General features: G+C 43.6%; 18 protein-coding genes, 1 pseudogene and 1 riboswitch. Of the genes and pseudogenes, 8 read left to right on the top strand and 11 right to left on the bottom strand.

Annotation, left to right across the window (positions count from 1 at the left end; genetic code table 11):
• Positions 1–12: 12 nt before the first annotated feature.
• Positions 13–1,632: a malolactic enzyme gene (locus QUF07_RS00095; RefSeq protein WP_217161519.1), complete on the bottom strand. Its 1,620-nt coding sequence runs from the start codon at positions 1,630–1,632 to the stop codon at positions 13–15.
• A 124-nt stretch (positions 1,633–1,756) separates the two neighbouring features.
• On the opposite strand from QUF07_RS00095, the gene QUF07_RS00090 reads away from it, so the two are divergent.
• From QUF07_RS00090 to QUF07_RS00075, 4 genes are all read left to right on the top strand, one after another.
• Positions 1,757–2,650, top strand: a complete 894-nt coding sequence (locus QUF07_RS00090; RefSeq protein ID WP_217161521.1) for a LysR family transcriptional regulator — start codon at positions 1,757–1,759, stop codon at positions 2,648–2,650.
• A gap of 150 nt (positions 2,651–2,800) precedes the next feature.
• On the top strand, positions 2,801–7,306 hold the full coding sequence (locus QUF07_RS00085) for a DUF5776 domain-containing protein (RefSeq protein ID WP_289426540.1): 4,506 nt from the start codon (positions 2,801–2,803) through the stop codon (positions 7,304–7,306).
• A gap of 31 nt (positions 7,307–7,337) precedes the next feature.
• Positions 7,338–7,631, top strand: a complete 294-nt coding sequence (locus tag QUF07_RS00080; RefSeq protein ID WP_289426539.1) for a DUF5776 domain-containing protein — start codon at positions 7,338–7,340, stop codon at positions 7,629–7,631.
• A 249-nt stretch (positions 7,632–7,880) separates the two neighbouring features.
• Positions 7,881–8,888 carry a D-2-hydroxyacid dehydrogenase gene (locus tag QUF07_RS00075; protein ID WP_289426538.1) on the top strand — a complete coding sequence of 336 codons (1,008 nt, stop codon included), beginning with the start codon at positions 7,881–7,883 and terminating at the stop codon, positions 8,886–8,888.
• Between the two features lie 165 nt (positions 8,889–9,053).
• On the opposite strand, the gene QUF07_RS00070 is transcribed toward QUF07_RS00075, so the two are convergent.
• The 4 genes from QUF07_RS00070 to QUF07_RS00055 form a co-directional block, all read right to left on the bottom strand.
• Positions 9,054–9,803, bottom strand: a complete 750-nt coding sequence (locus QUF07_RS00070) for a gamma-glutamyl-gamma-aminobutyrate hydrolase family protein (protein WP_289426537.1) — start codon at positions 9,801–9,803, stop codon at positions 9,054–9,056.
• Positions 9,804–10,074: 271 nt separating this feature from the next.
• A complete protein-coding gene (locus QUF07_RS00065) occupies positions 10,075–10,614 on the bottom strand; it encodes a cob(I)yrinic acid a,c-diamide adenosyltransferase (protein ID WP_217161536.1) in 540 nt (179 codons plus the stop codon).
• A 356-nt stretch (positions 10,615–10,970) separates the two neighbouring features.
• Entirely contained in the window at positions 10,971–13,220 is a 2,250-nt protein-coding gene (nrdJ, locus tag QUF07_RS00060) for a ribonucleoside-triphosphate reductase, adenosylcobalamin-dependent (protein WP_289426536.1), read from the bottom strand.
• Positions 13,221–13,501: 281 nt separating this feature from the next.
• Complete coding sequence (locus tag QUF07_RS00055) at positions 13,502–13,969, bottom strand: helix-turn-helix domain-containing protein (protein WP_217161540.1); 468 nt, start codon at positions 13,967–13,969, stop codon at positions 13,502–13,504.
• Between the two features lie 290 nt (positions 13,970–14,259).
• Between QUF07_RS00055 and QUF07_RS00050 the strand changes: the two genes are divergently transcribed.
• The 3 genes and pseudogenes from QUF07_RS00050 (at position 14,260) to QUF07_RS00040 (ending at position 16,732) form a co-directional block, all read left to right on the top strand.
• Positions 14,260–14,772 (top strand): helix-turn-helix domain-containing protein, encoded by a 513-nt coding sequence (locus QUF07_RS00050; RefSeq protein WP_217161542.1) that lies wholly within the window; start codon positions 14,260–14,262, stop codon positions 14,770–14,772.
• Between the two features lie 242 nt (positions 14,773–15,014).
• Positions 15,015–16,240: pseudogene (locus QUF07_RS00045) on the top strand (MFS transporter).
• A 60-nt stretch (positions 16,241–16,300) separates the two neighbouring features.
• Complete coding sequence (locus QUF07_RS00040; RefSeq protein WP_217161544.1) at positions 16,301–16,732, top strand: RrF2 family transcriptional regulator; 432 nt, start codon at positions 16,301–16,303, stop codon at positions 16,730–16,732.
• A gap of 94 nt (positions 16,733–16,826) precedes the next feature.
• On the opposite strand, the gene QUF07_RS00035 is transcribed toward QUF07_RS00040, so the two are convergent.
• The 4 genes from QUF07_RS00035 to QUF07_RS00020 form a co-directional block, all read right to left on the bottom strand.
• A complete protein-coding gene (locus QUF07_RS00035) occupies positions 16,827–17,096 on the bottom strand; it encodes a type II toxin-antitoxin system RelB/DinJ family antitoxin (RefSeq protein WP_217161546.1) in 270 nt (89 codons plus the stop codon).
• Positions 17,097–17,208: 112 nt separating this feature from the next.
• Positions 17,209–17,904 carry a hypothetical protein gene (locus QUF07_RS00030; RefSeq protein ID WP_217161548.1) on the bottom strand — a complete coding sequence of 232 codons (696 nt, stop codon included), beginning with the start codon at positions 17,902–17,904 and terminating at the stop codon, positions 17,209–17,211.
• Positions 17,905–17,923: 19 nt separating this feature from the next.
• On the bottom strand, positions 17,924–18,310 hold the full coding sequence (locus QUF07_RS00025) for a hypothetical protein (protein ID WP_217161549.1): 387 nt from the start codon (positions 18,308–18,310) through the stop codon (positions 17,924–17,926).
• Positions 18,307–18,687, bottom strand: coding sequence for a hypothetical protein (locus QUF07_RS00020; RefSeq protein ID WP_217161550.1), 381 nt, complete (start codon positions 18,685–18,687; stop codon positions 18,307–18,309). The genes QUF07_RS00025 and QUF07_RS00020 overlap by 4 nt, the downstream gene beginning before the upstream one ends.
• A gap of 95 nt (positions 18,688–18,782) precedes the next feature.
• A riboswitch (TPP riboswitch) is annotated at positions 18,783–18,897 on the top strand.
• Between the two features lie 61 nt (positions 18,898–18,958).
• Between QUF07_RS00020 and tenA the strand changes: the two genes are divergently transcribed.
• Positions 18,959–19,657 carry a thiaminase II gene (tenA, locus tag QUF07_RS00015; protein WP_217161551.1) on the top strand — a complete coding sequence of 233 codons (699 nt, stop codon included), beginning with the start codon at positions 18,959–18,961 and terminating at the stop codon, positions 19,655–19,657.
• Positions 19,658–19,861: 204 nt separating this feature from the next.
• Here the strand turns inward: tenA and QUF07_RS00010 are convergent, their stop codons facing one another.
• Positions 19,862–22,222, bottom strand: a complete 2,361-nt coding sequence (locus QUF07_RS00010) for a fibro-slime domain-containing protein (RefSeq protein ID WP_289426535.1) — start codon at positions 22,220–22,222, stop codon at positions 19,862–19,864.
• Positions 22,223–22,476: 254 nt separating this feature from the next.
• Positions 22,477–23,182, bottom strand: a 706-nt coding sequence (locus tag QUF07_RS00005) for an ISL3 family transposase (protein ID WP_289426534.1), incomplete at its 5' end; no start/stop codon positions are given.

The following is a 23,182-nucleotide window of genomic DNA, read 5'->3' as shown; positions in this document are numbered from 1 at the left end:
GAATGCTCCTTATTAGTAGGTTGGTTCCCATTTTACCTCATTGATTGCCGCTGTGACTGACCCAATTGGTTTTTGATTCAATTTTTGACCAACTGCACTTTGCGCCACGGCAGCCGCAACCGTATCCGAAAATTGGTTGAGCTTGGTGACTGGTGGCAAAACAGCAGCTCCGGGTTGGCTAACATCGACAATCCCACCAAGGGAATGGGCGGCCGCCGAAATCATTTGGTCGTTGAGGACTGAAGCCCGAGCGGCGATTGCCCCCAGTCCGAGTCCTGGATAGATTAGGGCATTGTTGGCCTGGCCAATTTGGTAAGTCACACCGCTATAGTCAACGTTAGCCGATGGAATTCCAGTGGCCACTAATGCCTGGCCATTTGTCCACTTGATGAGATCTTCTGCGCTGGCTTCAATTAGCTTAGTGGGATTCGAAATTGGGAAGATGATTGGCCGCTTAGTGTGAGCTGCCATTTCCCTCACAACCGCTTCGGTGAAGGCACCCGGTTGAGTAGAAGTTCCGACCATAATGGTTGGGTGAACGGCTTTGACCACCGCCAGCAAGTTGGTTAACTCATCGGCGTTGGCAAATTCCGTTCGTGAACGGGCGAAGGGCTTCTGCTCAGGGGTGAGATTAGTCATATCGTCAAATAACAATCCCTGTTTATCAACCAAATAGAAGTGTTTTTTGGCTTCTGCAGGGCTTAACCCCGCACTGACCATTTCATCGTAAACCTTGCGGGTGATACCAGCCCCGGCTGTGCCCGCGCCAAAGCAAAGATAGCGCTGATCGGTTAATTGTTGCTTGGAAATATTGAGCGCGCCAATGATCCCAGCCAAGACAATGATTCCAGTTCCTTGGATGTCATCGTTAAAGACCAGGTTGCGTTCTTTGTACTGATTCAAAATTGTTGCTGCGTTGGAACGGCCAAAGTCCTCAAAATGGAGATAGACGTCGGGAAATGTTTTTTCAACGGCGGCCACAAACCGATCGATAAAATCATAATAGCGTTTCCCACGGACTCGTTTAAATTGATTTCCCAGATAAAGGGGATCGTTCAGGAGTTTCTCGTTATTGGTGCCAGCGTCGATCACGACGGGCAATACAGAACTGGGATCGATGCCGGCAGCAGCAGTATAGACCATCAGCTTGCCGACAGTGATATCAACGCCTTGGGTGCCCCAATCGCCGATTCCTAAAATGCCCTCGCCATCGGTCACACAGAGGAGACTAATTTTGCGGCCATTTGCGGCATTTTTGAGGGACGTTTCAATTGAATCGGGGTCGTCGATTGATAAAAAGGCGGCTCCTTGTGGCTGGACGAACAACCGACTGTAATTTTCGACCGTCGTTGCAATGGTTGGATCGTAAACAATTGGCATCAATTCGGCAACGTGCTGGCTGAAGACTTTAAAAAAGAGGACTCGGTTCTCATTAAAGATGGTCATTAAAAACAACCGCTTTTCCAAAGCAGTCGAGCGTTGCTGGTATTGGCGATAGACTTCATCTGCTTGCTCTGCTAAGCTCTGAATCCTCGGTGGCAGCATGCCCACCAAGCCAAATTGTTTGCGTTCGGCTGCTGTAAAGGCGGTACCCTTATTGGTAAATGGATCGGTTAATTTTTCATTTGTCATCTCATCGCACCCTTTGACTTTTCTTAAGGATAATCTTGCCAACTTTGTATAGTCAAAACGCTTATAATTTATTATGATTAGTAATAGTAACTAACAAATATCCGATAAAAGCAGGGTGAATTACGTGAATATTAACGATCTTCAATATTATGTCTCATTATCACAAGAAAAAAACTTTTCAAAAGTTGCTCAGCAATATCATGTTAGCCAGCCAACCGTTTCGGCCGCGATTAAACGTCTTGAAACGCAATTTGCCAGTCAATTGCTGGTTAGAGGTAATCCCCACCAGTCGATCACCTTGACCACAGCTGGGAGACAACTCTTGGCCCACGCTAATGAGATGCTTTATCACTATCGGTTGGCGACCGTTGAGATCCAAAATAGTCACCGGCAGCATTTGGTCATGGGGATGCCACCCATCATTGAGACTAACTATTTTCCCCAGATTGCCAAGCGGCTCCCAAGTCATTATTTAGAGAACTTAGCTACGGTGGAAGAAGGATCGTTATCGGCCTTGAAGGACCTCAAATATGGTAAACTCGATCTTTCCTTTTTGGGATATGTTGGTGAAATTAACGATCCGGAAATCGTGATTGACGAGTTTGACCGCCAACCATTTTCAATCTTGGTGGCTAAACAAAATCCATTGGCAAGGCGTACCACCATTGCCTTTCGAGAACTAAAGGGGCAGCCATTTATTTTGTTTAAAAATAGTTTTGTTCACGATCAGGTATTCCGCACGCTGGCGCAAACAAACCATATGCGGCCACAAGTGATATTTCGGTCAATCGAGACCCAAAGCATTGTTAATTTGGTGGCTCAAAACGTCGGCATTGGTCTGCTCAGCAATGCCGTAAGAGCGACGAATCCCAATGTTGTTCTACTTGAACTGACGGATATCCCTCAACCAACGTTCAAGCTTGGATTAGCGACTCGGAAAAATACCGTTTTTAGTCCTTCCCAAGCAAAAATTATTAAGCAGATTCGAGAAGTGACGTTTAAATTATCGGAAAATTAACTATTTTGTTATAGTAAAATATCTCCGCGTAAATTGACTGTAATGATTGCTATCACGGCGTTTGTAGTAAGTCAAATTATTGGCATTCCTCCTTTGTAAGCGCTACCATTAATGCGTAAACTTATTGCCTTGGATTCGAGGGGGGAGACAATGATGAAAACACATTGGCGAATGTATAAAGATGGCAAGAGGTGGGTTTTCGCTGCAGCGACGATGACTGCGTTAACCCTTGGTCTTGGGACGCTAAATGTTCGTGCTGATGAGCAGCAGGGCCAAATTTCAACGGTAGCGGTACAAGAAAATCAGTCTGGAGATTCTCAGGGGGAACCTTCCTCAGCTGATCAAGATGCTGGTGTGGCGAATGAGCAATCAGTTGAGCAGACGAAGACAACGGACCAAACGGCAGCGACTGTAACCAGTGAGCAATCATCAGCGGTACAGGAGCAAGCAACCAGTCAAAGTCAAACACCTGACCAGCGGCCGGCCGAAACTCAGCCGAGTGCTGGTCAACAAGTGATTGCAGATGAACCGGCAAGCACACAATCAACCCAATCGGCTTCTAGACACGTGCAACAGCCAGCTTCCCAGGCTGCTCAACAGGCACCCGCTCAACCAGAACGGGCGACGACAGCTCAACAGCCACAAGCAAGTGACGTTGAAGAAGCGACTGCCACCAATTCAAATCAGGCAAGTCAATCCAGCAACCAGGCGACTGAGCCGGTACCGGCCAAATCTCAGCCAGAGGATCAGTCTGTTATCGGCCAGTCAGTTGACCAAACGCCAGTTGCCAAATCAGCAACGGCACTAAAAAAGACCAATTCTTCAATGGCAGCAGTTGACATTAATAGCTGGATGCCTGACAAAAATATGCAATCACAGATATTGGCATTGTTGATTTCCGAAAACATTTTGGCAAGCAATGCCACTGTCAATGATATCACCCAGGAAAATGTGGCCCAGATTGTCGGATTACAGTTAGGGGCTCATAAAACAGCGACCTATCATAATCCTTATACGGGTCAAAGTGCCGAATCACCTGATGTTTATACGGCTGATGAGACTCATTCAGTTGCTGACCTGACAGGGATTGGCTATTTTACCGGCCTTAAAGATTTGATCTTGACCGATAATTCGTTTACAACGATTCCTGACGAAATTACCCAGCTCACCAATTTGGAATCGCTGGAAATTACGAGAAACACGAAACTAACTTCAATTGGCGACTTGAGCGGCCTTACCAAATTAACAACGCTCAAAATTACCAACAACCCATTCTTGTCTGCCTTACCTAGTTCAATTAATCAGTTAACGAACCTCAAGGGCACCTTAGCTTTAAATGGTAACAATTTTACCACGTTACCTGACATGTCGGCCCTTCAAGGGATTACGACCCTGGACCTGAACAATAACCGGTTAACCGATGTGAGCCAGGCAGGAATTGAAAAATTGGTTAACCTGACAACGCTGAATGTTGGGAGTTACGACGGCCTTAATTATGCAGAATGGATTAATGGCTTTGGGGCAGATTTGAATACTGGCAATAACCCAGAACAATATGACCCTTATGATCTTGTCCCACAAGGGGAGAATAACGTTCATTTAAATTATGACCCAACCGCAAAAGTCAATAACTTCACCTTGATTGATAACACCGGCAATGGTTTTTATGCTTATGCGGATGTCTTTAACTGGAAAGATATTGAACATTATAATCATTTGACGGCCGTGCCGGACGCTTGGAGCCAGCTGGTTAATTTGACTCATTTGAATTTGATTGGTAATGATTTGGTCGATTTGCCCGCAAGTTATGCGGCCTTAACCAAATTAACTGATCTTCGGCTTGGAAATAACAAATTTAAGATTATTCCAGCAGCCATTGGCGACTTGGTCAAGAACCCAAACTTCTCGGTTAACTTTAATAATTACCTGTCCAACTATCCTTCCTATGGGACTTACCGTAACCAAAATTCAATTCCACAAAACGAGATTTGGGATTCGGTTAATAAAGCGTATGTCTTACCAGGCTGGAATCCAGCTAAGGATCAGGTGCTTAGTCAGGTGATTAAGTTCCCAGATCATTACGTGGTTACGTATAATTCTAATAAGTTCAATATCACTGGCGGCCAACTGGTAAATCCGCTCGATGACCAGAAGATTAACGATTCCCAATTCATTACCTTAAATGATTATTATTACACCGGACCAGGTCATCTTTCAAATGGGCAAACTGATCCAGATGGGATTATTGTGCAACAATTTGTTCATTATCCAACTAATTGGCCTGATGGAACTGATCATACCGGCAAATATACGGCACCAAGTAAAAATTCCTGGAATTATGGGAATGGTTATTGGGGCGGAATGTATGGTGCAACCAATGATGTCTTAACTGTCGGCTATATCACGACTCGTGGACCTGATGGTAAGCCAATGAACGAATATCCCTATCTGGATCCTTATGGTGTTGTTCAAAACGATAGTTATTTAGATCAAGCAACAGTTGCCCGAATGAATGATGGTAGGGGAAATTACTATTATGTTATCCTGCTACCAAGAGAGTGGTCTCCTGATGGCAGTAATCTTGGCAAGACTTATAGTTTGAATTTCAGTGTCGGTGGTCGTTACAATCAAAACGCACCTGATGGGGGCTCAAGTAATGGGACTGGGTCAATGGGTGGCTTCGTTAATCCAGATCAGACCGGTTATTCGATGGTGGCCTCAACCGATGTGACTTTTGTTAATGATGGGATTATTTCAATCTCGGCCAAGAATTCCGAAGTTTTCCAAGGCCATGTTTGGGATCCGAGTTCCGGATTTGATGGGGCAACCATTAACGATGCCAATCAAACGAAGATTACCAGTTATTACGGTCAGAATGGTCAACCTGTTCCAGGACTTGGGGTAACGATACAAGAAGTTACGCTGGTTTATGATAATAATGGCGAAGTAGTTGCGGCGCGACCAATTAGAACGTTTAGAGATGCCGATGATTTCAATAATAATGCCACCACCTGGACTTATACTGATGCAACCAACACAGAATTTGCTAGGGACACGAATGGTAGCAAAATCCCTCGTTATTTTGCGGCCACTTACCACTATGGTGATGCTAGTTCTAATTTGGCATTTATTTACGTTGACGATAACTCTTCAATGACCATTAAGGATGCGACAGTAACGGCCAACGGAACGTGGACAATCTCCGGTTCAGGGGATAATAGTTCCCAGTTAACTGCCAAAGATGCGGATGGCGTGACGGTGGTTAGTGACTCTGATCCCCTGACAAATAAGGATCAAATTCAAGTTGCAATTACAGATGACGCCGATCCAACCAAGGTATTTACTTCCGAAGCTGATTTTAATGCCAATAAGGTCGCCGGGCATACCTATACGGTGAGTGTCATTGAATACGACAAACGATCCGAAGAAGGGTTAACCGGATTGCAGTTTGTCCTCCAAAAGAGCCAGGCAAAAATTACGGTCGCTGACGCCGTGAAAGCCGGCCAAATTAAAGTTGCTTACGTTGATGAACAGGGAAACAACATCGCTCCAAGCGGTACCCCAAATGAAGCAACTTATCCGGACGGCCAATACGATGGCAAAACTTATGAGGCTGATCAATTGACGATTCCTGGATATACGTTCAAAGTGGTGAACGGCAGTGATGGACTTAGCTTCAGTATGAGTGGCAATCAAGTGGTTGGAACCCTCAAAAATGAGGTGACTGGGACGATCACCTTCGTTTATTATCAAAATTCAGCTGGCGTGAAAGTCAATTATGTTGATGAACAACATAACCCGATTGCCCCAGCTGGCAATGCAACTTATCCAGATGGTCAATATACGGGTCATCAATATGAAACCAACCCAATGACAGTTGCCGGCTACACATTTGACAAAATTTCGACTGCTGGATTAGCAGCTAATGGCACTTTGACCAAGGATGGCGGGACGGTTATCTACGTTTATAAGAAGACTGTGACACCGCCAACCCCACCGACTCCTGATACGCCGGTGACGCCAAGCACGCCAGTTAGTCCAACCGTTCCTGACAACCAGACTGTGGCGGTTGAACCCGCAGCAACCATTAAAAAGAAGATCGTGAAATTAGTTTATGCTAAGCAGGCGATCAGGGTTCACAAGAATGCGACTTTCAAGAAAGGTGAGGGCACCTTCTATCAAAAGAAGCCAAGAATTTACGCGCCAGTCTTCAAAGTTACCGGGGTGGCTTACTCGAAGAATGGCCTGCTGCGGTACAAGGTAAAAGGCGGCTACATTACCGCTAATCCGGATTTCGTTGCCCCAGTATATTACAGTGGCAAGCAACGGAAGGTGACCGTTATCAGTCCGAAGGGCATCTACCTACACAAGGGACCGGGTTTTAAGCAAAGTGACCGGAAGAAAGCAACCTTCTTGAAACAAGGAACGACGGTGAAAAATATTGTCAGAGTGGTTCGTCATGGTCAGTTTGCTACCCGGTTCTATTTGGCAAATGGGTCCTATATCACTGGCAATAAGCTATTTGTTTCAACTAAAGCACCATATACGCCTTACAAAGTTTACAATATTAAGGCAATCAATCAATACAAGACTGTTAACTTGAACGGTAAGCTTGGCCATTATGCGAATAAGCCACGAACCCAGCGATGTCAATAAGTGGGATTACTCGCGTGGGGATGTTCGAACTATGCATGGGGTTAAACGGTACAAGGTGAAAGGTGGTTACATTACCGCAAATCCTAAGTATGTTCGGTCACTCTATTACCTGACTAAGCCTAAGACCGTGAAAGTGATTAACAATAAAGGCATTTATTATCACGTTAACAAGAAGTTCGCCAATCGCCAAAAGACAATGCATGTCAAAAAGGGAACCCGAATTAAGATTAAGGCAATCAAGAAGTATGGGAAGATCACTAGATTCTATACTCCTAGTGGTCATTGGATTACCAGTAATAAGAAATTTGTGATTGGAAAGTATTGAGATTGGATGAAAGGCAATTTGATCCCAGGATTTAATTAAGAAATGCCCTGCACGCTGGTTTTTGGAATGCAGGGCATTTCTTTGTCTGAATGGTCGGGATCAGTGGCTGGTCAACCTAAATGGGGACTCAAGTGTTTTTGACATCCAACGATAAATGAGGTATATTGTTGACAAATTCTCATCATTTTATAATTTATTAAAAAACAACCAAATGAAATGACGAAAAAATACATTGATGTGGGTGAAATGATGAAGAAAATATTAGCTTTTAATATTTTGGATTACGAAAAAGAATTCGTTGGTCAATGGGCAGCCGAACATCCCGACGTTCAGGTTGACTTTAACCAAATTGAACTGCACGATGACACGGTTCACCTCGCGGAAGGCTATGATGGGATTGATTACCGTCAGCGCAGCAAGCTCAGTGAGACGCCGGATCTATACCAAAAGTTACATGATTATGGCATTAAGCAGTTGGCATTGCGATCAGCTGGAGTGGATTCCTGCAATTTGAAATGGGCCAAACAATATGGACTGACCATTACCAACGTGCCATCATATTCGCCTGAAGCTGTCGCCGAAATGACGCTCACTCACGCAATGAATTTAGTCCGTCACATCCCCCAGTTCCAAGCGAGAATACATAAAAATGATTATATTGTTGAAGGCTTGAGATCCCGTGAAATGTCTGAAATGACGATTGGAATTATCGGTGTCGGCCGCATCGGCAGTACGGTTGCCAGAATCTTTAGCCGGTTTGGGGCAACCGTGCTTGGCAACGATTTTAAGCAGAATCCTGATTTGAAAGGGATCGTTAAATACACCACTAAGGAAGATATTTATCAGCACGCAGACATTGTGACGATGCATGTGTATATGAGCGAAGACAATTACCATATGGTCAGCACGCATCAGTTCGCGCTGATGAAGCCTTCCGCATTTCTAATCAACTGTTCAAGAGGGCCAGTCGTTGACACAGATGCACTGATTACGGCGTTGAAAAATAAGCAAATTGCCGGTGCCGGTATCGACGTGATCGAAGATGAAACCAAGATTTTCAACCAAACGTTTGAAGGACAGGCTGGCATTCCGTTGAAGGCTTATGAAACTTTAAAGTCATTCGATAACGTCTTCTTGACGCCCCACGTGGCTTTTTATACGGACATTGCGGTTGAAAATATGGTCAAACAGTCGCTGGATGACACGCTGAAACTTATTTCTGGCGAACCCAGTGATCATGTCATTAATGCCGTTTAGTGGATTGAAAAAATTGGGACGAAAAGCGATTTAATCCCAGAGTTTAATGAAAAGGATCAATTATTCCTGATTTTGGAATAGTTGGTCCTTTTGTTAAATGGCCGAGATCAGCCGTTTACTGTAAGCCTTGTTAAACTGTAGCAACTGGTGATGGTCCGCTAGAGATTAATTGTCATTATCTTGATTGGCGGCTTCTTTCTGGTGATGATCAACTCGCTGCAGGAAGTCGCGGAACAGGGCGGCCATTTGTTCATTGCTTTCAAACATAAATTCTGGATGCCACTGAACGGCTAGAATGAGGTCATTATCTTCACTTTCCATGCCTTCGATGACGCCATCTTTGGCCAACGCTGACAATTTGAGCCCTGATGCAAGGGCTTTGACGGCTTCGTGGTGGTGGCTGTTGACCAAATGATCGCCACTACCGACGATCGATTCTAACCGGGTTTCTGGTGTCACGGAAACGCTGTGGGTGCCCTGGTCCATCGGCGCCTTTTGGTAATGCTGGAAGGTCTGGCGATTCCGTTGCTGCTTTAAATCTTGGTAGACGGTGCCACCAAGCGCTACGTTGATAATTTGCATGCCGCGACATAATCCGAGAATGGGGATGCTCTGAATAACGGCAAGCTTAGCCAGTTGAATTTCGCTTTCATCCAATAGTGAATCGGTATCGCCAAGTTCCGGGATGGGTTCCTCGCCGTAAAATATGGGAGCGATATCTGGGCCACCAGGGAACATTAAGCCATCACACAGGCCGATGTAGTTAGCCATTAATTCCGGGTTACGAGTTGGAATTGGTAGCGCAACCCCGCCAGCAGTGGTGATTGCAGCCACATCAGCTTGATTGGCACTATTGCGGTGAAGTCCATTGACGATTCGGTCCTCAGCGGGAATTCCAATAATTGATTTTGTCATAGAATGGCCTCCTTAAAGAGCTGTTTAGTTGAATCGTACTACATTTGAGAATCAAGTGGGTAAATAAGCATTGGCACAGCTTTAATATCATTAGTGATTGCTGGGTGGAAGTTGACAGGTCAGCCGCCAGTGTTTGAGTAAGATTACCTCGTGGAAACGTGGTCAAAAAGCTGACTCCTGCCATTTAAACAGAAAGCGCAACCACTCCAAACCCGGAATGATTGCGTTCTTTACTTAAACTCTGAAATCAGAGCGTCTTTTGACCACGCTATTATTTTAACTTACTCAATTCTTCGTCATACCCATCCAAAAAGTTGGCATACCTTGCCAGTATAAATAGGTAATCAGACAGTCGGTTTAAATAACTCAGACTATCATCGGAAATTTCTTGTTCCTTGTCGTTTAATTCGATGACTTGGCGTTCAGCTTTGCGAGCAAGTGAGCGGGCATATTGGAGAGCTGCACCTGTTTGCATACCACCAGGTAAAATAAAGGCCTTAATCCGGGGAAACTTGGTTGAAATATCATCAATCTCATCTTCAAGCGCTTTGGTTGTCTCAGCCGTAATATTGTGATGCCGTTTAACGGTGATGTCTGCTTGGAGTTCATACAGATTACGCTGCATTTGCTTTAATTTAGGCGCTAGTTCCTGCGTCTTGGGGGACAGAACAGAAATCACGTAGCCAATCCATGATTCCAGTTCATCAAGTGAACCTAGGGCACTAATTTGTAGGTCATACTTTGGCACCATCTTACCGGTAACTTGTTTGGTCTTACCGTGATCGCCAACTTTTGTATAGATTTTAACCATTTTTATCTCCTCCAGTTTCGACTCTATTTTACAAATAAAAGCGGCCAAAAACAAAGGTATTTTGGTCGCTTTTATTTCGTTGAAACAATGGCTGCCATCATTTTAGCCAACGGGGGAGTCAGCTAAAATGACCAGCTGAATTAAAATGTGTGATAACTTAATTGATCGAGATGAGATGAGGGGTCAGCGCTCGATCGTTGGGATTAGTGAACTTGGGAGTTGGATCTAGGCTGCATGGCTGAGGACCGCTCCACCAAGCAGCAATCTGCACATAAGCACCATTAACAAAAATCCAAAACCGGGATTTCTGTTAATGGCAACTTATGCTCCGATTGCTAACCGCTTGGTTCCACTCACTAACGGATTGGGCACGCTCCACCCGCACAATCGGTTTGGTCAACCAATTCAACGTCTTTCTTGTCATGGTTGCCATTTTGTTGGGCGAAGACTTTTGCGACATCTCCTGAGATTTGGAGAACGCGCTTTTCGTATTCTTTTTGATCAATTGGTTCCTTAGGGGCTTGCTTGAAGCCGGCACCTGTGTATGGAAGCAATGAGGTTGATTTGGTTGTGTGACGGTACTGGGTCATCAATGGGGCAATTTGGTCGCCTTCATTTGGTTGGAAGGTAACAGTACAACTAACGGCGTTGTCTGACCAGTATGTCTGCAAGAATGCTTGAGTTGCAAACTGTTCTGCAATTGAGACGTTTCCAGCTGAAGCAAAGTCCTTGCTGTCAGCGTGAGCCGCTCTAACCGGGAATTCAACAACCATCGTGTTCTTGGTATAAACGTCTGGTTCAACGTTATAGCCAACTGCTTTAAGAGCTGGCAACAATGGATCGGTATCTTGGAAGCGGATTCGTTGAATCAAGTAGCCTGCATAGTGGAAATGCATCCCTTCTGAAACACCAGCCAATTTGGCAACCGTTCCTGAAGGCTTAACAGTTGTGTGCTTGATTGATGGGTTGCAGCCCAAAGTTTCAGAGTAATCTTTATCAGCTTTCACAACGGCCTTGTATAAACCATCAAATTCTTTAACAGCACGCTTGTCGTAGATTGGCTTCTTGATTGCTGCACCAGTTTCAGGGTCAGTAGCGTCTTCGTAACCAATAACTACTCGGTTACCAAAGCGTGACAAAATCCAATCCTGAATTCCTGACATTGAGATCCCGATTCGACGGTTCTTTTCGATGGCGTTACGGGAAACTTCCCAATCGTAGTTGCTGAAGGTAACTCGCTTAGAATAACGGGTTCCCAGTGAAAAGGCTTCGTGTAAGTCCCAGCCTTCTTGTTCAGCAACAGTTGGAAAGACTTCGAACAAGTTGCAAGGTTCACCATTGGCAAGGGAAATCTCGCCACATGGGTTGGTGCCTTCAACACTGCCATCGATATTTTCCTGACGACCATCAATCTTCCGGCCGTAGTTTCTGGAAAGTTCCAAGTTAACGATGCCGGGTTCACCATTGTGACGGATAGAATCAGCAACGGGGCCATAATCGGTAAATGAAGAGTCAACGGCAACACTGTTGTTTGATGCCCAACGGTGATGGTAGAGCTTCTCTTTGTCTTGCTTCATCGTAATGAAGGCTTCATCATCGGCTGAACCCAATGCCAGTTCGGCTGAACGACGGACGTTACCGGCAACAACTGTCTTACCAATTAAATTACCAATATCGGTACAGTCAACAGATGACAACTTCTGGCCAACGTGGTCATTTAATAGGTTATTAATATCAAATAGCATTTCGATCAATGGCATTGGGCCTGAAGCCGTTCCACCGAAGCCTTTAATTTTGGCACCCTTTGGACGGATGTCACTCATATCAAGGACAAGATCCAATTGTTGCGTTGGATTAGTTTCATTAAAGTGTTGGTCAATCAAATGCGCGTTTGAAATAACCCAACCTTCACGGGTATCTGGTAGTCGATAGTAACGAACGTCTTTGATTGAATGATTCTTTAACCAGTCTTCCCGGTCAGTAGCGCCCATCTTGAGGGATTCATCGTAAGACTTGCTAGTCTTATCAATTAAAATAGTCAAATTGATTTTGAAATCAACTTGAGGAATCTGTTCAGCATTATCGCGAGTGACAGAAAAACCGACCCCGCCGCCCTTCATCAATTGATCGAACATGAAGGAGTAAGGCATTGAAACAGCCTTTTGACGGCCATTCAAGTATTCTGGAACAATGTGGCTGTCACCGTATGGTTGGGGACGAACGGCGATAAACCAACAGTTGTTCAGAGCATCACCATTACGATCCTGGTAACTTGAGCCAGAAATCCACAGGTTCCGGCCGGATGGGGTAGCACCCAAGCCGTAGATTAACTTGTAAAGCTCTTGCGCTTCTTCAGTCAATTGGTCGATAACTTCTGGATCAACATTGTCTTCATGTAAACGAGGATCAAGGTTAATGTTACCTTCAACGACCCGCTTAACGGTTTCATCCCAGTTTTCTGTTCGTTGCTTTTCTGGAATCCAGCGTGCGTATGTCCGTTTATAGGTCACCCAACCAAGCTCTCCCCAGTGAGGTGTAACTTCATTTTTAATTTTGTTTATAAATTCGTCAGATAGTGAAACTGACGAAAGTTTCATAGCTTGCATATTGCGTTCCTCCAGTACCTATTATAAATCGTTTCGTTTGAATTAACACTATATATAGTATCTCCTACACTCCCAATAAGCAATATATGGTGTTTGACCGCAAATTGCTTGTAGCCAGCATAATGGCGAGCCGACACGGTTTTGGCGGGCTAAAAATTTTTTATTTTTTTGATTTAGGCACCCCAAAATGCCACTTTGCGTTACCTGCTGAGATACTAAAAAACGCTATAACCACAATATCTGGTTATAACGCATTTATGGGAATATAACAATCTGTTTTGCTAATTAGCTGAAATCTTAGCCTTGATTTCGCGGCCTTTTAAGCGGATATAGACAGCAGATACGACATTAAAGAGCATTGCCGCCAATAGGATTATTTGGATGCCCAATCCAACTTGAAATTGTTGCGGCAGAACTTGGGGGATAAACTCATTTAAGAATAGAAATATAAACAATATTGTACTCGACATCGTTGGTCCAAAAAACTGAAACAGCTTATTCCTCGATAGTTCTGCGAGTTGTTCCTTATCCTTATAATCATTCACGATACCAGATCCTTTCACCAATAAATTATCTAGCGAAAGATGATAGAGCTGACTCAGATTGATCAAACTTTCAATATCAGGAAACGTTTTGCCGCGCTCCCAATTAGAAATTGTCTTGGGGGAGACATAAATCTTCTCGGCTAATTGTTCCTGGGTTAAATTGGAAGCCAATCGTTTCTGTTTCAACAAATCATTTAATTTCATCTCTCTGCCTCTCACTTTATGATTTTGGGGATCTGGTCACCACCCAATATACGTTGAATTGGGTTAATCGTCACTAGAAACCTGTTACTAGTCTGCCAAAGTTTGCATTGTTTTTTCATACAGGCCCGCTTAGACCGCTAAATAAGTTAGAGCTTGGGTTACTGCAAACCCATCTGGAAAGTTTGCGTTTTATCGAGAATTAAGTTATTAAGTGTTGATGCAACCATTAAGTGCTACTCGTCTATCATATAATATGTTTATACTGAAATCATCACAAAGGAGGCATCATCTTGAAAATCGCGGAACAGCTTCAAAGGCAACGTCAACTTCATGGGTTATCCCAAGCGGACCTGGCTGATGAACTACACATTTCCCGCCAATCGATTTCTAAATGGGAAAATGGGACAACCCTACCGAGCTTTTCAAATGTGGTGGCAATTAGTGACTTGTTTGGAATTTCGCTTGATGACTTAATTAAAGGAGATGTCCAGTTAATGGAAAGATTAGAGAAGGACAACAGAGTCAATAAGGTTTCAAAGATCATATTATTTGGCATTGTGATTGCCATTGTGGGTTATACGTGTTATCAACTAGTTGGGATCAGTGCGAACACCCTGGAAAGTTGGTTGGTTATACCGGTTATTGTTAGTTTCTTCTTCATGCTCAAATCAGTTAAGTGGCGCGAGTTTAACAAAGCATTAACCAAGCCGACGATTATTTGGGGGGCTATTTGGCTGGGGTTGATCTTGATTCCAGAAATTATTGATTTTGTACAAGGCTTTGTTTCAGGAATGAACGAATAGGATAAAGAGAATGCAAATGATCGCTGTTTTTTCAGAAAATCAGCGATTTTCTATTGCATTATTAGTATATTATTTATATACTAATCAAACTGAAATAAGAAGGTTTTACAAACATAGAAGAAGATAAAGCAGTTCAAGCAACGCTAGATGTGACGACCGAAGCAGCGAAGACAACCAATGTTCAAAGAATCATCTTTGGCCTCGCCTTGATTGGCGCGTTCCTTGGGGTTCTCGACACCTCAATTGTTTATACTGGGACCGTTAAGATGGCGGCCCAGTTACAGCTAAATTCAAATGCATTATCCTGGGTGCAGGTTTCATACGCTTTAACCTATGCCGGTTTCATGCTGGTTGGTGGTAAGCTGGGTGACATCTATGGTCGCAAACGACTGTTTATCACCAGTCTGATTATTTTTGGAATTGGGAGTTTAGCGGTTGGTGCTGCTACGAATGCGCTGACGATGATTAGCTTTCGCGCGTTTCAGGGAATTGGTGCGGCAATTTTGGCCCCAAATTGTTTGGCATTGCTGACGGATACTTTCACAGGTAAAGCTCGCCAGCAGGCAATTGGGTACTACGCCTCGGTAATTGGGGCCGGTGCGGCGGTTGGACTGGTGATTGGCGGGTTGGCTTCTATGTTAATGGGCCGATTGCATTAATCATGGTGATTGTTGCTGGTAGGGTCTTACCGACGGCTCATCAACAGGCTGGAAAAATTGATTGGTTGGGAACCATTCTGTCAATTTTAGCAATGAATTCAATTTCTTATGGTTTGGATGGCAGTCCGTGGCCAATTCCGACAATCCTAATTTCATTATTTCTGTGGGTAGCATTTGTTATTAGCCAAGCCAAGGTTTCACTGCCGACGATGCCATTGGAGATTTTTGCTGATCGAGAACGAATGGCTTCTTATATTAGTTCATTATTATTTAGCGCTGCCGGAATCGGTTTCTGGTTTTACACGCCGCAATTTATGCAGGGGGCATTTGGATTTAGTCCGTTTTTAACTGCCTTAGGGATGTTACCAATGGCAGTGCTATTGTTCATTGTTGCCGTTAAAGCGGGTAAGCTGGTTGAGCGCTGGAATAATTCCATTGTGATGATTCTTGGCTTTGTTGTGGTACTGCTATCTTTGGTGGAACTGGCAATGGTAGCTCACACAACCAATTACTGGCTGCTATTGATTGGAACACTCGGGTTTGCGATTGGGTTTGCACTGGCATTTGCCACCTTGGCGACTTCCGGGTTAGCGCGGATTCGCCTGGCAGTTTCTGGGGCAGCGTCTGGTGTGTACAATACCGCCCGTCAATTCGGTGGTGCCTTGGGGCTGGCAATCTTTGCGGCCACAACAGCGCATTTGACTAAAATTGCCGATGTCTTCGGCCAAGCAATGCTGATTGGGGCCGGACTGACGTTTATCGGCCTCGTGTTAGTGGTTATATTGATCGTACCGGCAGAAAAGCACTGATTGTAACCGGATAATTGGTATAATAGAATATATACAATGAATTAATCGGAGGTATATTCAATGTCCTTTTCGGTTGCTTTCTCACAAGCGTTAGAAATTGCTGGCTATGTGAACGCCAAATCACAGGATGAGCATTTTGATTATTTAGCTATTCAAAAAATTTCTGAAATGCTCAACATTCCGGTTCCCAGCGTTAAAAAGATCTCGGCAACACTCAAAAAGACGGGCATTCTGACATCGAAGACCGGGGTTAACGGTGGGTTACGGCTCGCTAAGGCGCCTCAAGAAATTACGATTTATGATATTCTAGTTGCAATTGAGGGGACAACCCCGTTATTTAAGTTGCCTTCAGAAGTAGATAAGACAGCGTTTGTTAATCAAGGCAAAGTTGAAAATTGGTTGGAAAATAGTTCCAAAGTGCTTAAACAAGCAGAAACGGCAATGCTGGCGACTTTGAAGCAGACGACGCTGGCTGATTTGGATAAGGGTTGAGAATTGGTGGTTGGCTAAAACACTGAAAATAAAAGGACCGAAATCTTATTGTCCGAGATTTCGATCCTTATTATTTTCATGGAGAGATGGTCGCTTATTGATCTTCATCAATTAAATTGTGCTGTTTTCCTGTCCCGTTTTCCAATTGATTGATCGACTTACGCAAGCTCTCCTGGTTTTCTGCCGAGTAAAATGGATCCGATTGTATTTCGAAAGGGATTTTTCCTTCATTAACAATCGCTCTTGAAAATAGAGTGACTGCATCTGAGTAAGTTAACCCCATATTGCTCAACAGCTTTTCAGTTTCTGTTTTTAGGTGGGAGTTTATTCTGACTTTAAGGGTTTCTGTTTTCTTGGCCGCCATCTTTATCACCTCTTTGGCTGATTTTAACCAAAGTTGCTATATAAGTAGTGAAGTTAAGTCATTAAAAATGTTTCATAAGTGAATGAATTCTTTGGCTGAGACCTTAACCGCATTAATCCATCAACTGAATTGACCGCTGAATATTACTGGCTGCTTTGGTAATTTCGTTGGCAGGCACCGAGTAGCCATTTTGATTCAACCACTTCGCCAACCATTGAGTGTTTTCATCAGGACTGGCCTCTTTATGGAAGAGAAAATGTTGCAGGATAGTGGCACTTTCGTCCTGACTCAGCCCAATTGTTAACTGGAAAGGCAATTCAAAGTCTGAGTCAGTTGATTTAAGCTGATCAACGATATCGACCATAGCGCTATTAATTTGAAATAGAACTGCTTGCAATGCCGCCTGACTTTTGGGATTAGGCAACTGAATCTCTTGCCAGTGATTAGGCATGAATTCGACCTCCTCATAGTTAAGCATGAACCATTTTCGATAAGCACGGGTCATTCGGAAAACAAAGTCAGCTGGCATTTCATAAATGTTGTCTTTGAGCCAATTGTTAAGCCAAGATTGATTAGTAATTAGGTTGTCGTGATGGTGGTTGTTAAAAAAGATCGTTAGGGTTTGGTGTTCTGCCTTCGTTAAATGGAGATTTTCGATGAAGAACCCGGGTCGATTGAATTGGAGCTTTTCGGGTTGGATTTCATCAACCAGGCTGCCTAGTCCAACTGTTACTTGATATAGGGCGGCTTGCAGTTTTCCTTCAGATTGGGGGTTGGGTAATTTGACGTCAAGATAGCTGTAAGGCATTAAAGCTACTCCTCTCTATTCAGGATGTGGTGGTAAAGGCATCCTTCACAAAAAACGTGATAACAATCGCAATGGTTCCCGGCCAGTAGGTTTGGGGAACGATGCCGAAAAATAAGTAAAAGGAAACCAGAATGCCGACTGCGGTGAGGCCAGCACCTATTTTGGTGATTTGGTGGTGGTCGGGGTCATAACTGAGATGTTTTTGGTACCAATATTTGAAGCTGAAGTAATGAATTGGCCAGATCATAATGGCAATTAAGAGCAAAATACTAGATATATTGGTTAGCGTTTGGAGACCCTCAACACCGGGAAAAGTCTGGTTGGCCCATTCTTGGACATTTAGGATGCCAAAAATGATGAGGACAGGGATGTTGCGGAGAAGGCTGTATTTCCAAGCCACTCTCATGCGTTTCCCTTCTTTCTAACGGGTGCTTTAAACCCTTCCACGAAAATCATCATGATCGTGAAGACTAGAAAGAACAATTCGCCGTTTTGAAGCAGTGAAAACGAAACGAGAACCGCCAAAATGATCGCCCCAACGATTAGGCTGAAGTTGGCGGCCAACGTGAACGTTCGATTTGTTCGATCGTATTCGGAATGCTGCTTGAAGTATTGTTGGCCAAACGATTTGCTAATGATCACTTCAATAATAGTGGTAGCGGCAATCAGAATGACCAGGTTGATCAGGTCGTTGATCCCGAATAACTGGATAATCGGGTATAAGATTAAAATGACATACAATAAATAGTTCGTGATTAGGGCATATTTTAAATCGAATTTCATAACACTGAACCTCTCTGTAAAAAATTTCCCCAACCCCTCAAAATAGTTGTTAACAGCGTATCATGAATAACCAGATTGTTGCAAACGCCGCAACCGTGGTACACTTTGGGTATTCAAATGAGACGGTGCTATATGCTGAGATGGCGCAGTGCCAATCCCTTTGAACCTGATTTGGTTAATACCAACGTAGGGAAGTGACAGAATTGAGAATGACAGGTACCAAATCCGGTAACGGTTTATTTGAAAATTTTTGCAAGAGGAGTTTCATCCAATGAAATTTTCACAACAGTTACTGGCAGCTGGTCAACCAATTTTGCAGGCAATCTACCAACATCCATTTGTCGAAGGTATCGGCAATGGTAATTTGCCTAAAGAGGCCCTGACATTTTATGTCGGTCAGGATTATAACTACCTGAATGCCTTTATCAAGGTCTACGCGGCGGCCATTGAAAAGTCGGAAACTCGCGCGGACATGGCGATCTTTGCCAAACAAATTGATTTTATCCTAAATAGTGAAATTCACCCCCATCACAATTTCTGTAACGTTGCCGGGGTGAAATACGAAACTTTGCAGCACGAGCCCCAAGCACCCGGCACTTATTTGTACAATGAGCATATGTATCGGGCAGCGCGAACTGGCGACCTGATCGATATTGTGGCCGCCATGACGCCGTGTCCATGGACGTATTTGGAAATCGCAAACCGGTTTGTGAAGCAAGGGAAGAATACTGACGATAATGTCTTCAAACCGTGGATTGATTTTTACGCAGATATGGGCGATAGCGAGGACAGTATTCTCCAGCAAATGTATGATTTGATCGACCGAGAAGCCGTGAAGTACGACCAGCACCGTTTGGACATTGTTAAGGAAGAATTCCTCAAGAGCTGTGAAATGGAGTGGCGGTTCTGGGATCAAGCCTATAAGCAGACGGGTTGGCAGTTTGTGAAACCAATGAAGCAATATTACTAAGCACATAGACTGGGATAATAAGTATTTTGAACCCAGAATCCAACAAGAAAAAACCAGTTATTCCTGAGGCTGGAATAGCTGGTTTTTCTTGTTAAATGGCCCGAATCGGTCGTTTGTCGCAGCTTTTATCTGAGTATCAGTGGTAATCCAAATGATGATCACTGATTGAAAATTAACACATGTCTCAGCCTTTTGTACGAGCATTTAGTTGCGACGACGTCTGAATTTCGCCAAGCCAAGCAATCCTAACATAGACAATCCAAGGACTGCTAACCAGTTTGCGGTGTGCGTGTCACCAGTTTGTGGCAGCATGGACGCTGTCTTGAGTTCTTGATCCTTTTGAGTGGCATTAGTAGAAGCGGACGCTGGTTTAACAGCATCATTGCTACTGTACTTGAAGGTGCTGCCACCCTTAGCGTTCAATGCTTGAAGGCCAGTGCCAGTTGAGCCGGAACCATTTGCACCAGAACCGGGGTTACTCTTGAGGTAGAGCACGCCGTCCTTTTTGCTAGTTGAAGCCTTGCCAGTCTTGTTGCTTGAACTGGTTTTCTTTTTGTCGTTACCTTTCTTGTCATCAGATGGCAAGGCTTGTGGAAGCTCAATGTCATCTTCAGGAGTTGTTGGGGTTTCTGGAGTTGGCGTTTCTGGTGTTGGGGCTTCCGGAGTTGGTGGCGTTACCTCTGGATCAGGGGTTGGATCTGGATCCGGTGTGGATGGGCCTGGACCCGGTCCGGGATCAGGAGGAGTGATTTCATCTTCAATCGTACGAATGCCAAATCGCTCATTTTCTGCGTAAGTGTAAAGAGAATTTTCGGTTTTTGCATAGTTTTCATGTTCGCCATAGACGTACTGAGTTTCACCTTGGATTTTTTGTACACCATAGCTAGTTTTCTCAGCATGATAGTCTTCTGGAATTTGGAGGTTGAAACTCATTTTGAGATTAGAGTGGCCGTGCCCTCTTTCCAGGTAGAAAATCTTGATCTCATGAGAATCGCCGGCATTGCCCCATCCTTGGCCTAACAAATTATCCAAATGTTCTTTCTTTCTTTTTCCTACGGATACTTCCCCATTACTAAAATTAATTGCTCCATCTAGTTTTGAATGGATTCCACCAATATCAAGCACAAGTTTTCCATCGATGAATAACCAAAAGTCATCGTCACCACTGAAATTGAACACCATTGGGATCTTTTTGTCCGTAAGTGAATTACTGTCATCAACCATACCACCTTCAGGGTGCATATAAGAAAACTCCATCTTCATCCCAAGGAAGTGGTTAGGGGCATTCTTGCCTTTTAGATTATAGCCTTGAGCATTGTTTCCATTGAAGAATTTGAAGTCTTTGTCCAAGGGAAAGAATTGGCCACCACTGTTATCATTCGCCTTATTAGCTTTGTTATAAACTAACATATCCCCTAAATTGTTCGGATCATCTGCTTTGTCATCGAATACGGTATGGTATTTACTACTATCGAATGAATAGCCGCCGTGACCATCACTAATGAACATCTTAAGTGGCTGGTTGGTTACGTAATTGTTACTAGAACCAGTAGTACTGCTTCCATCGAATAGGTATGCTAATGATTCCCCGTCAACCGTTGGATACCCATTACTTAGTTCAGAAGCAACGATCTTAGGGTATCCATTAGGATTGCTCTTATTGTATGCTGCAACCCCTGATTTGGTTGATCCACCATCAGAGAATTTTAATTTTTTGTCTTTATTGATTCCGGCATCCCGGACTTCCCTATCGGCTAAGCCATCTTTTCCAACTCCATTATCTCCATCACTTGTACCCGTTACAGTGTAATCTGTTAATGTGATATTGATTCCAGGGTTTGTCACTTCCGTAACTTGCTGAAGACTCTTGGTGGGGTCGGGAATTGTGGTTTTGGGTTTTATGAGAGGCTTGACGAGTGTATAGACTGCGGTGTTGGCAGGTAGACTTGTGCCATCCTTCTTTACAATGTATAATTCATCGCCTATTTGAACAAATCTTGTTTGATCTACGCCAATCTCTTTTCCAAGTGCCTCTTTAATTGCTTGCTGTTCAGGTGTTAGTTCAACATTTGAAGGTGTACCTTCAGAATTCTCTAGGTAGGTGGTTTGTCGGAACTTATCAGGAACATTTGTGTTGAATTCAGTTGTTTCGGTTTCATTGAGTTTGACTAGTGTTTTGTCCTGTGACTCGTCATCAGTATGGATCTTCCAGAGGTTACCGGTATTATCGACGAAAATGGTTTCAATTCCACCATCGTAGTCATCACTATTGTCTGGGTGGAAGTAAACTGTCTTGCCGTCAATGATATATGGAAAGTACTGGGCCTTATTAAGGAAATTCGGTTCTCCATCGCTAGTCATCACCTCGTAATTCCCCCACGTTTCTGGGATTTCCTTGTTATCTTCGACTTCTTCTTTCAAGGATTCGATCAATTCCTCCGGTGCATAGTCAATTGCAAGTGCATCAGCATTGATAGCAGCTGCAACATCGTCGTCCACGTTTGCTGTTTTGTCGAATATTTCACCATTATATTTATAGTAATGTGTCTCATTTCCATCGGTCAATTGGACAACATATACCGGCTCAGCCCCGGATTGGTTATCAGTAATTTTAAAGTACTGCTTAGCTATTAAGGCTGCATTGCTATCCGTTGGGGGATTTTCAGAGTTATAGACAATTTTGTGTTCATCGACATTGTCTAATTTCTGTCCAACAGCAATTTCTAGTGCCTCTTTATCTTTCAGATAGGTTTTGACCTATACCCCCAAAGTTAGGCTCTTCGTCAACTGTTGTTGGTGAAACTAAATTCGAGTTCTAATCACTTTGTGATTAGGGCTCTTTTTGTTTTGACCTTGAAAACGTATAGTACTCGCGTTCTAAATCTCCAGAAACTGCGATAGCCAAAGCTAGCTCGTTTAATAGCTTTGATTTTATTATTAGAACCTTCTAAAGGACCATTTGAATACGGTGTGGTAAAGGTATTATGAATTTCATCGTGATGGGCTTCAAGTGTCTTAAGTGTGTTCTTCATTTCCTCAGAATACGCGGTATGATGCCAAAAAGTGGCATTGTAATTATGCCAATCTTGATGTTGAATAGCCGTCCGCACGTTATTTAAGACTTGATAGGTTTGTTTAAGTTCTGAATCCAAGGATAATAGCTGATCGACCACATCAGTGGCCGGCATTAAATAAGGGAAATTCGTCCATCTTTTAAATTGTTCAAAGTCAAGTTGTTCAGCCGGGACTAATAATAGCTTCCAGTATCGTTTGAGCGCGTGAAATTCCCGAGCGGACGGGGCAAATTTTTTCATCACTTTAATTCTGGTCTTGTTAAACGCCCGATTAAGGGCGTTAATAATGTGAAACTTGTCCATCACCACAATGGCATTGGGGAACACGGTCCGCACAAGCTTAGGGTAAGTATAATTCATATCGGTCACGATAATCTTAACGTTTTCTCTGGCAGCTTGATCAAAACGGTAAAAATACTTCTCCAGTTTATGGATGGTTCGATAAGGGAGT

It is taken from the genome of Lentilactobacillus sp. TOM.63 (assembly GCF_030361045.1).
Lineage (GTDB): Bacteria > Bacillota > Bacilli > Lactobacillales > Lactobacillaceae > Lentilactobacillus > Lentilactobacillus dabitei.
The sequence above is the reverse complement of the archived record's forward strand: the minus strand, read 5'-3'. Positions and strand labels throughout refer to the sequence as shown.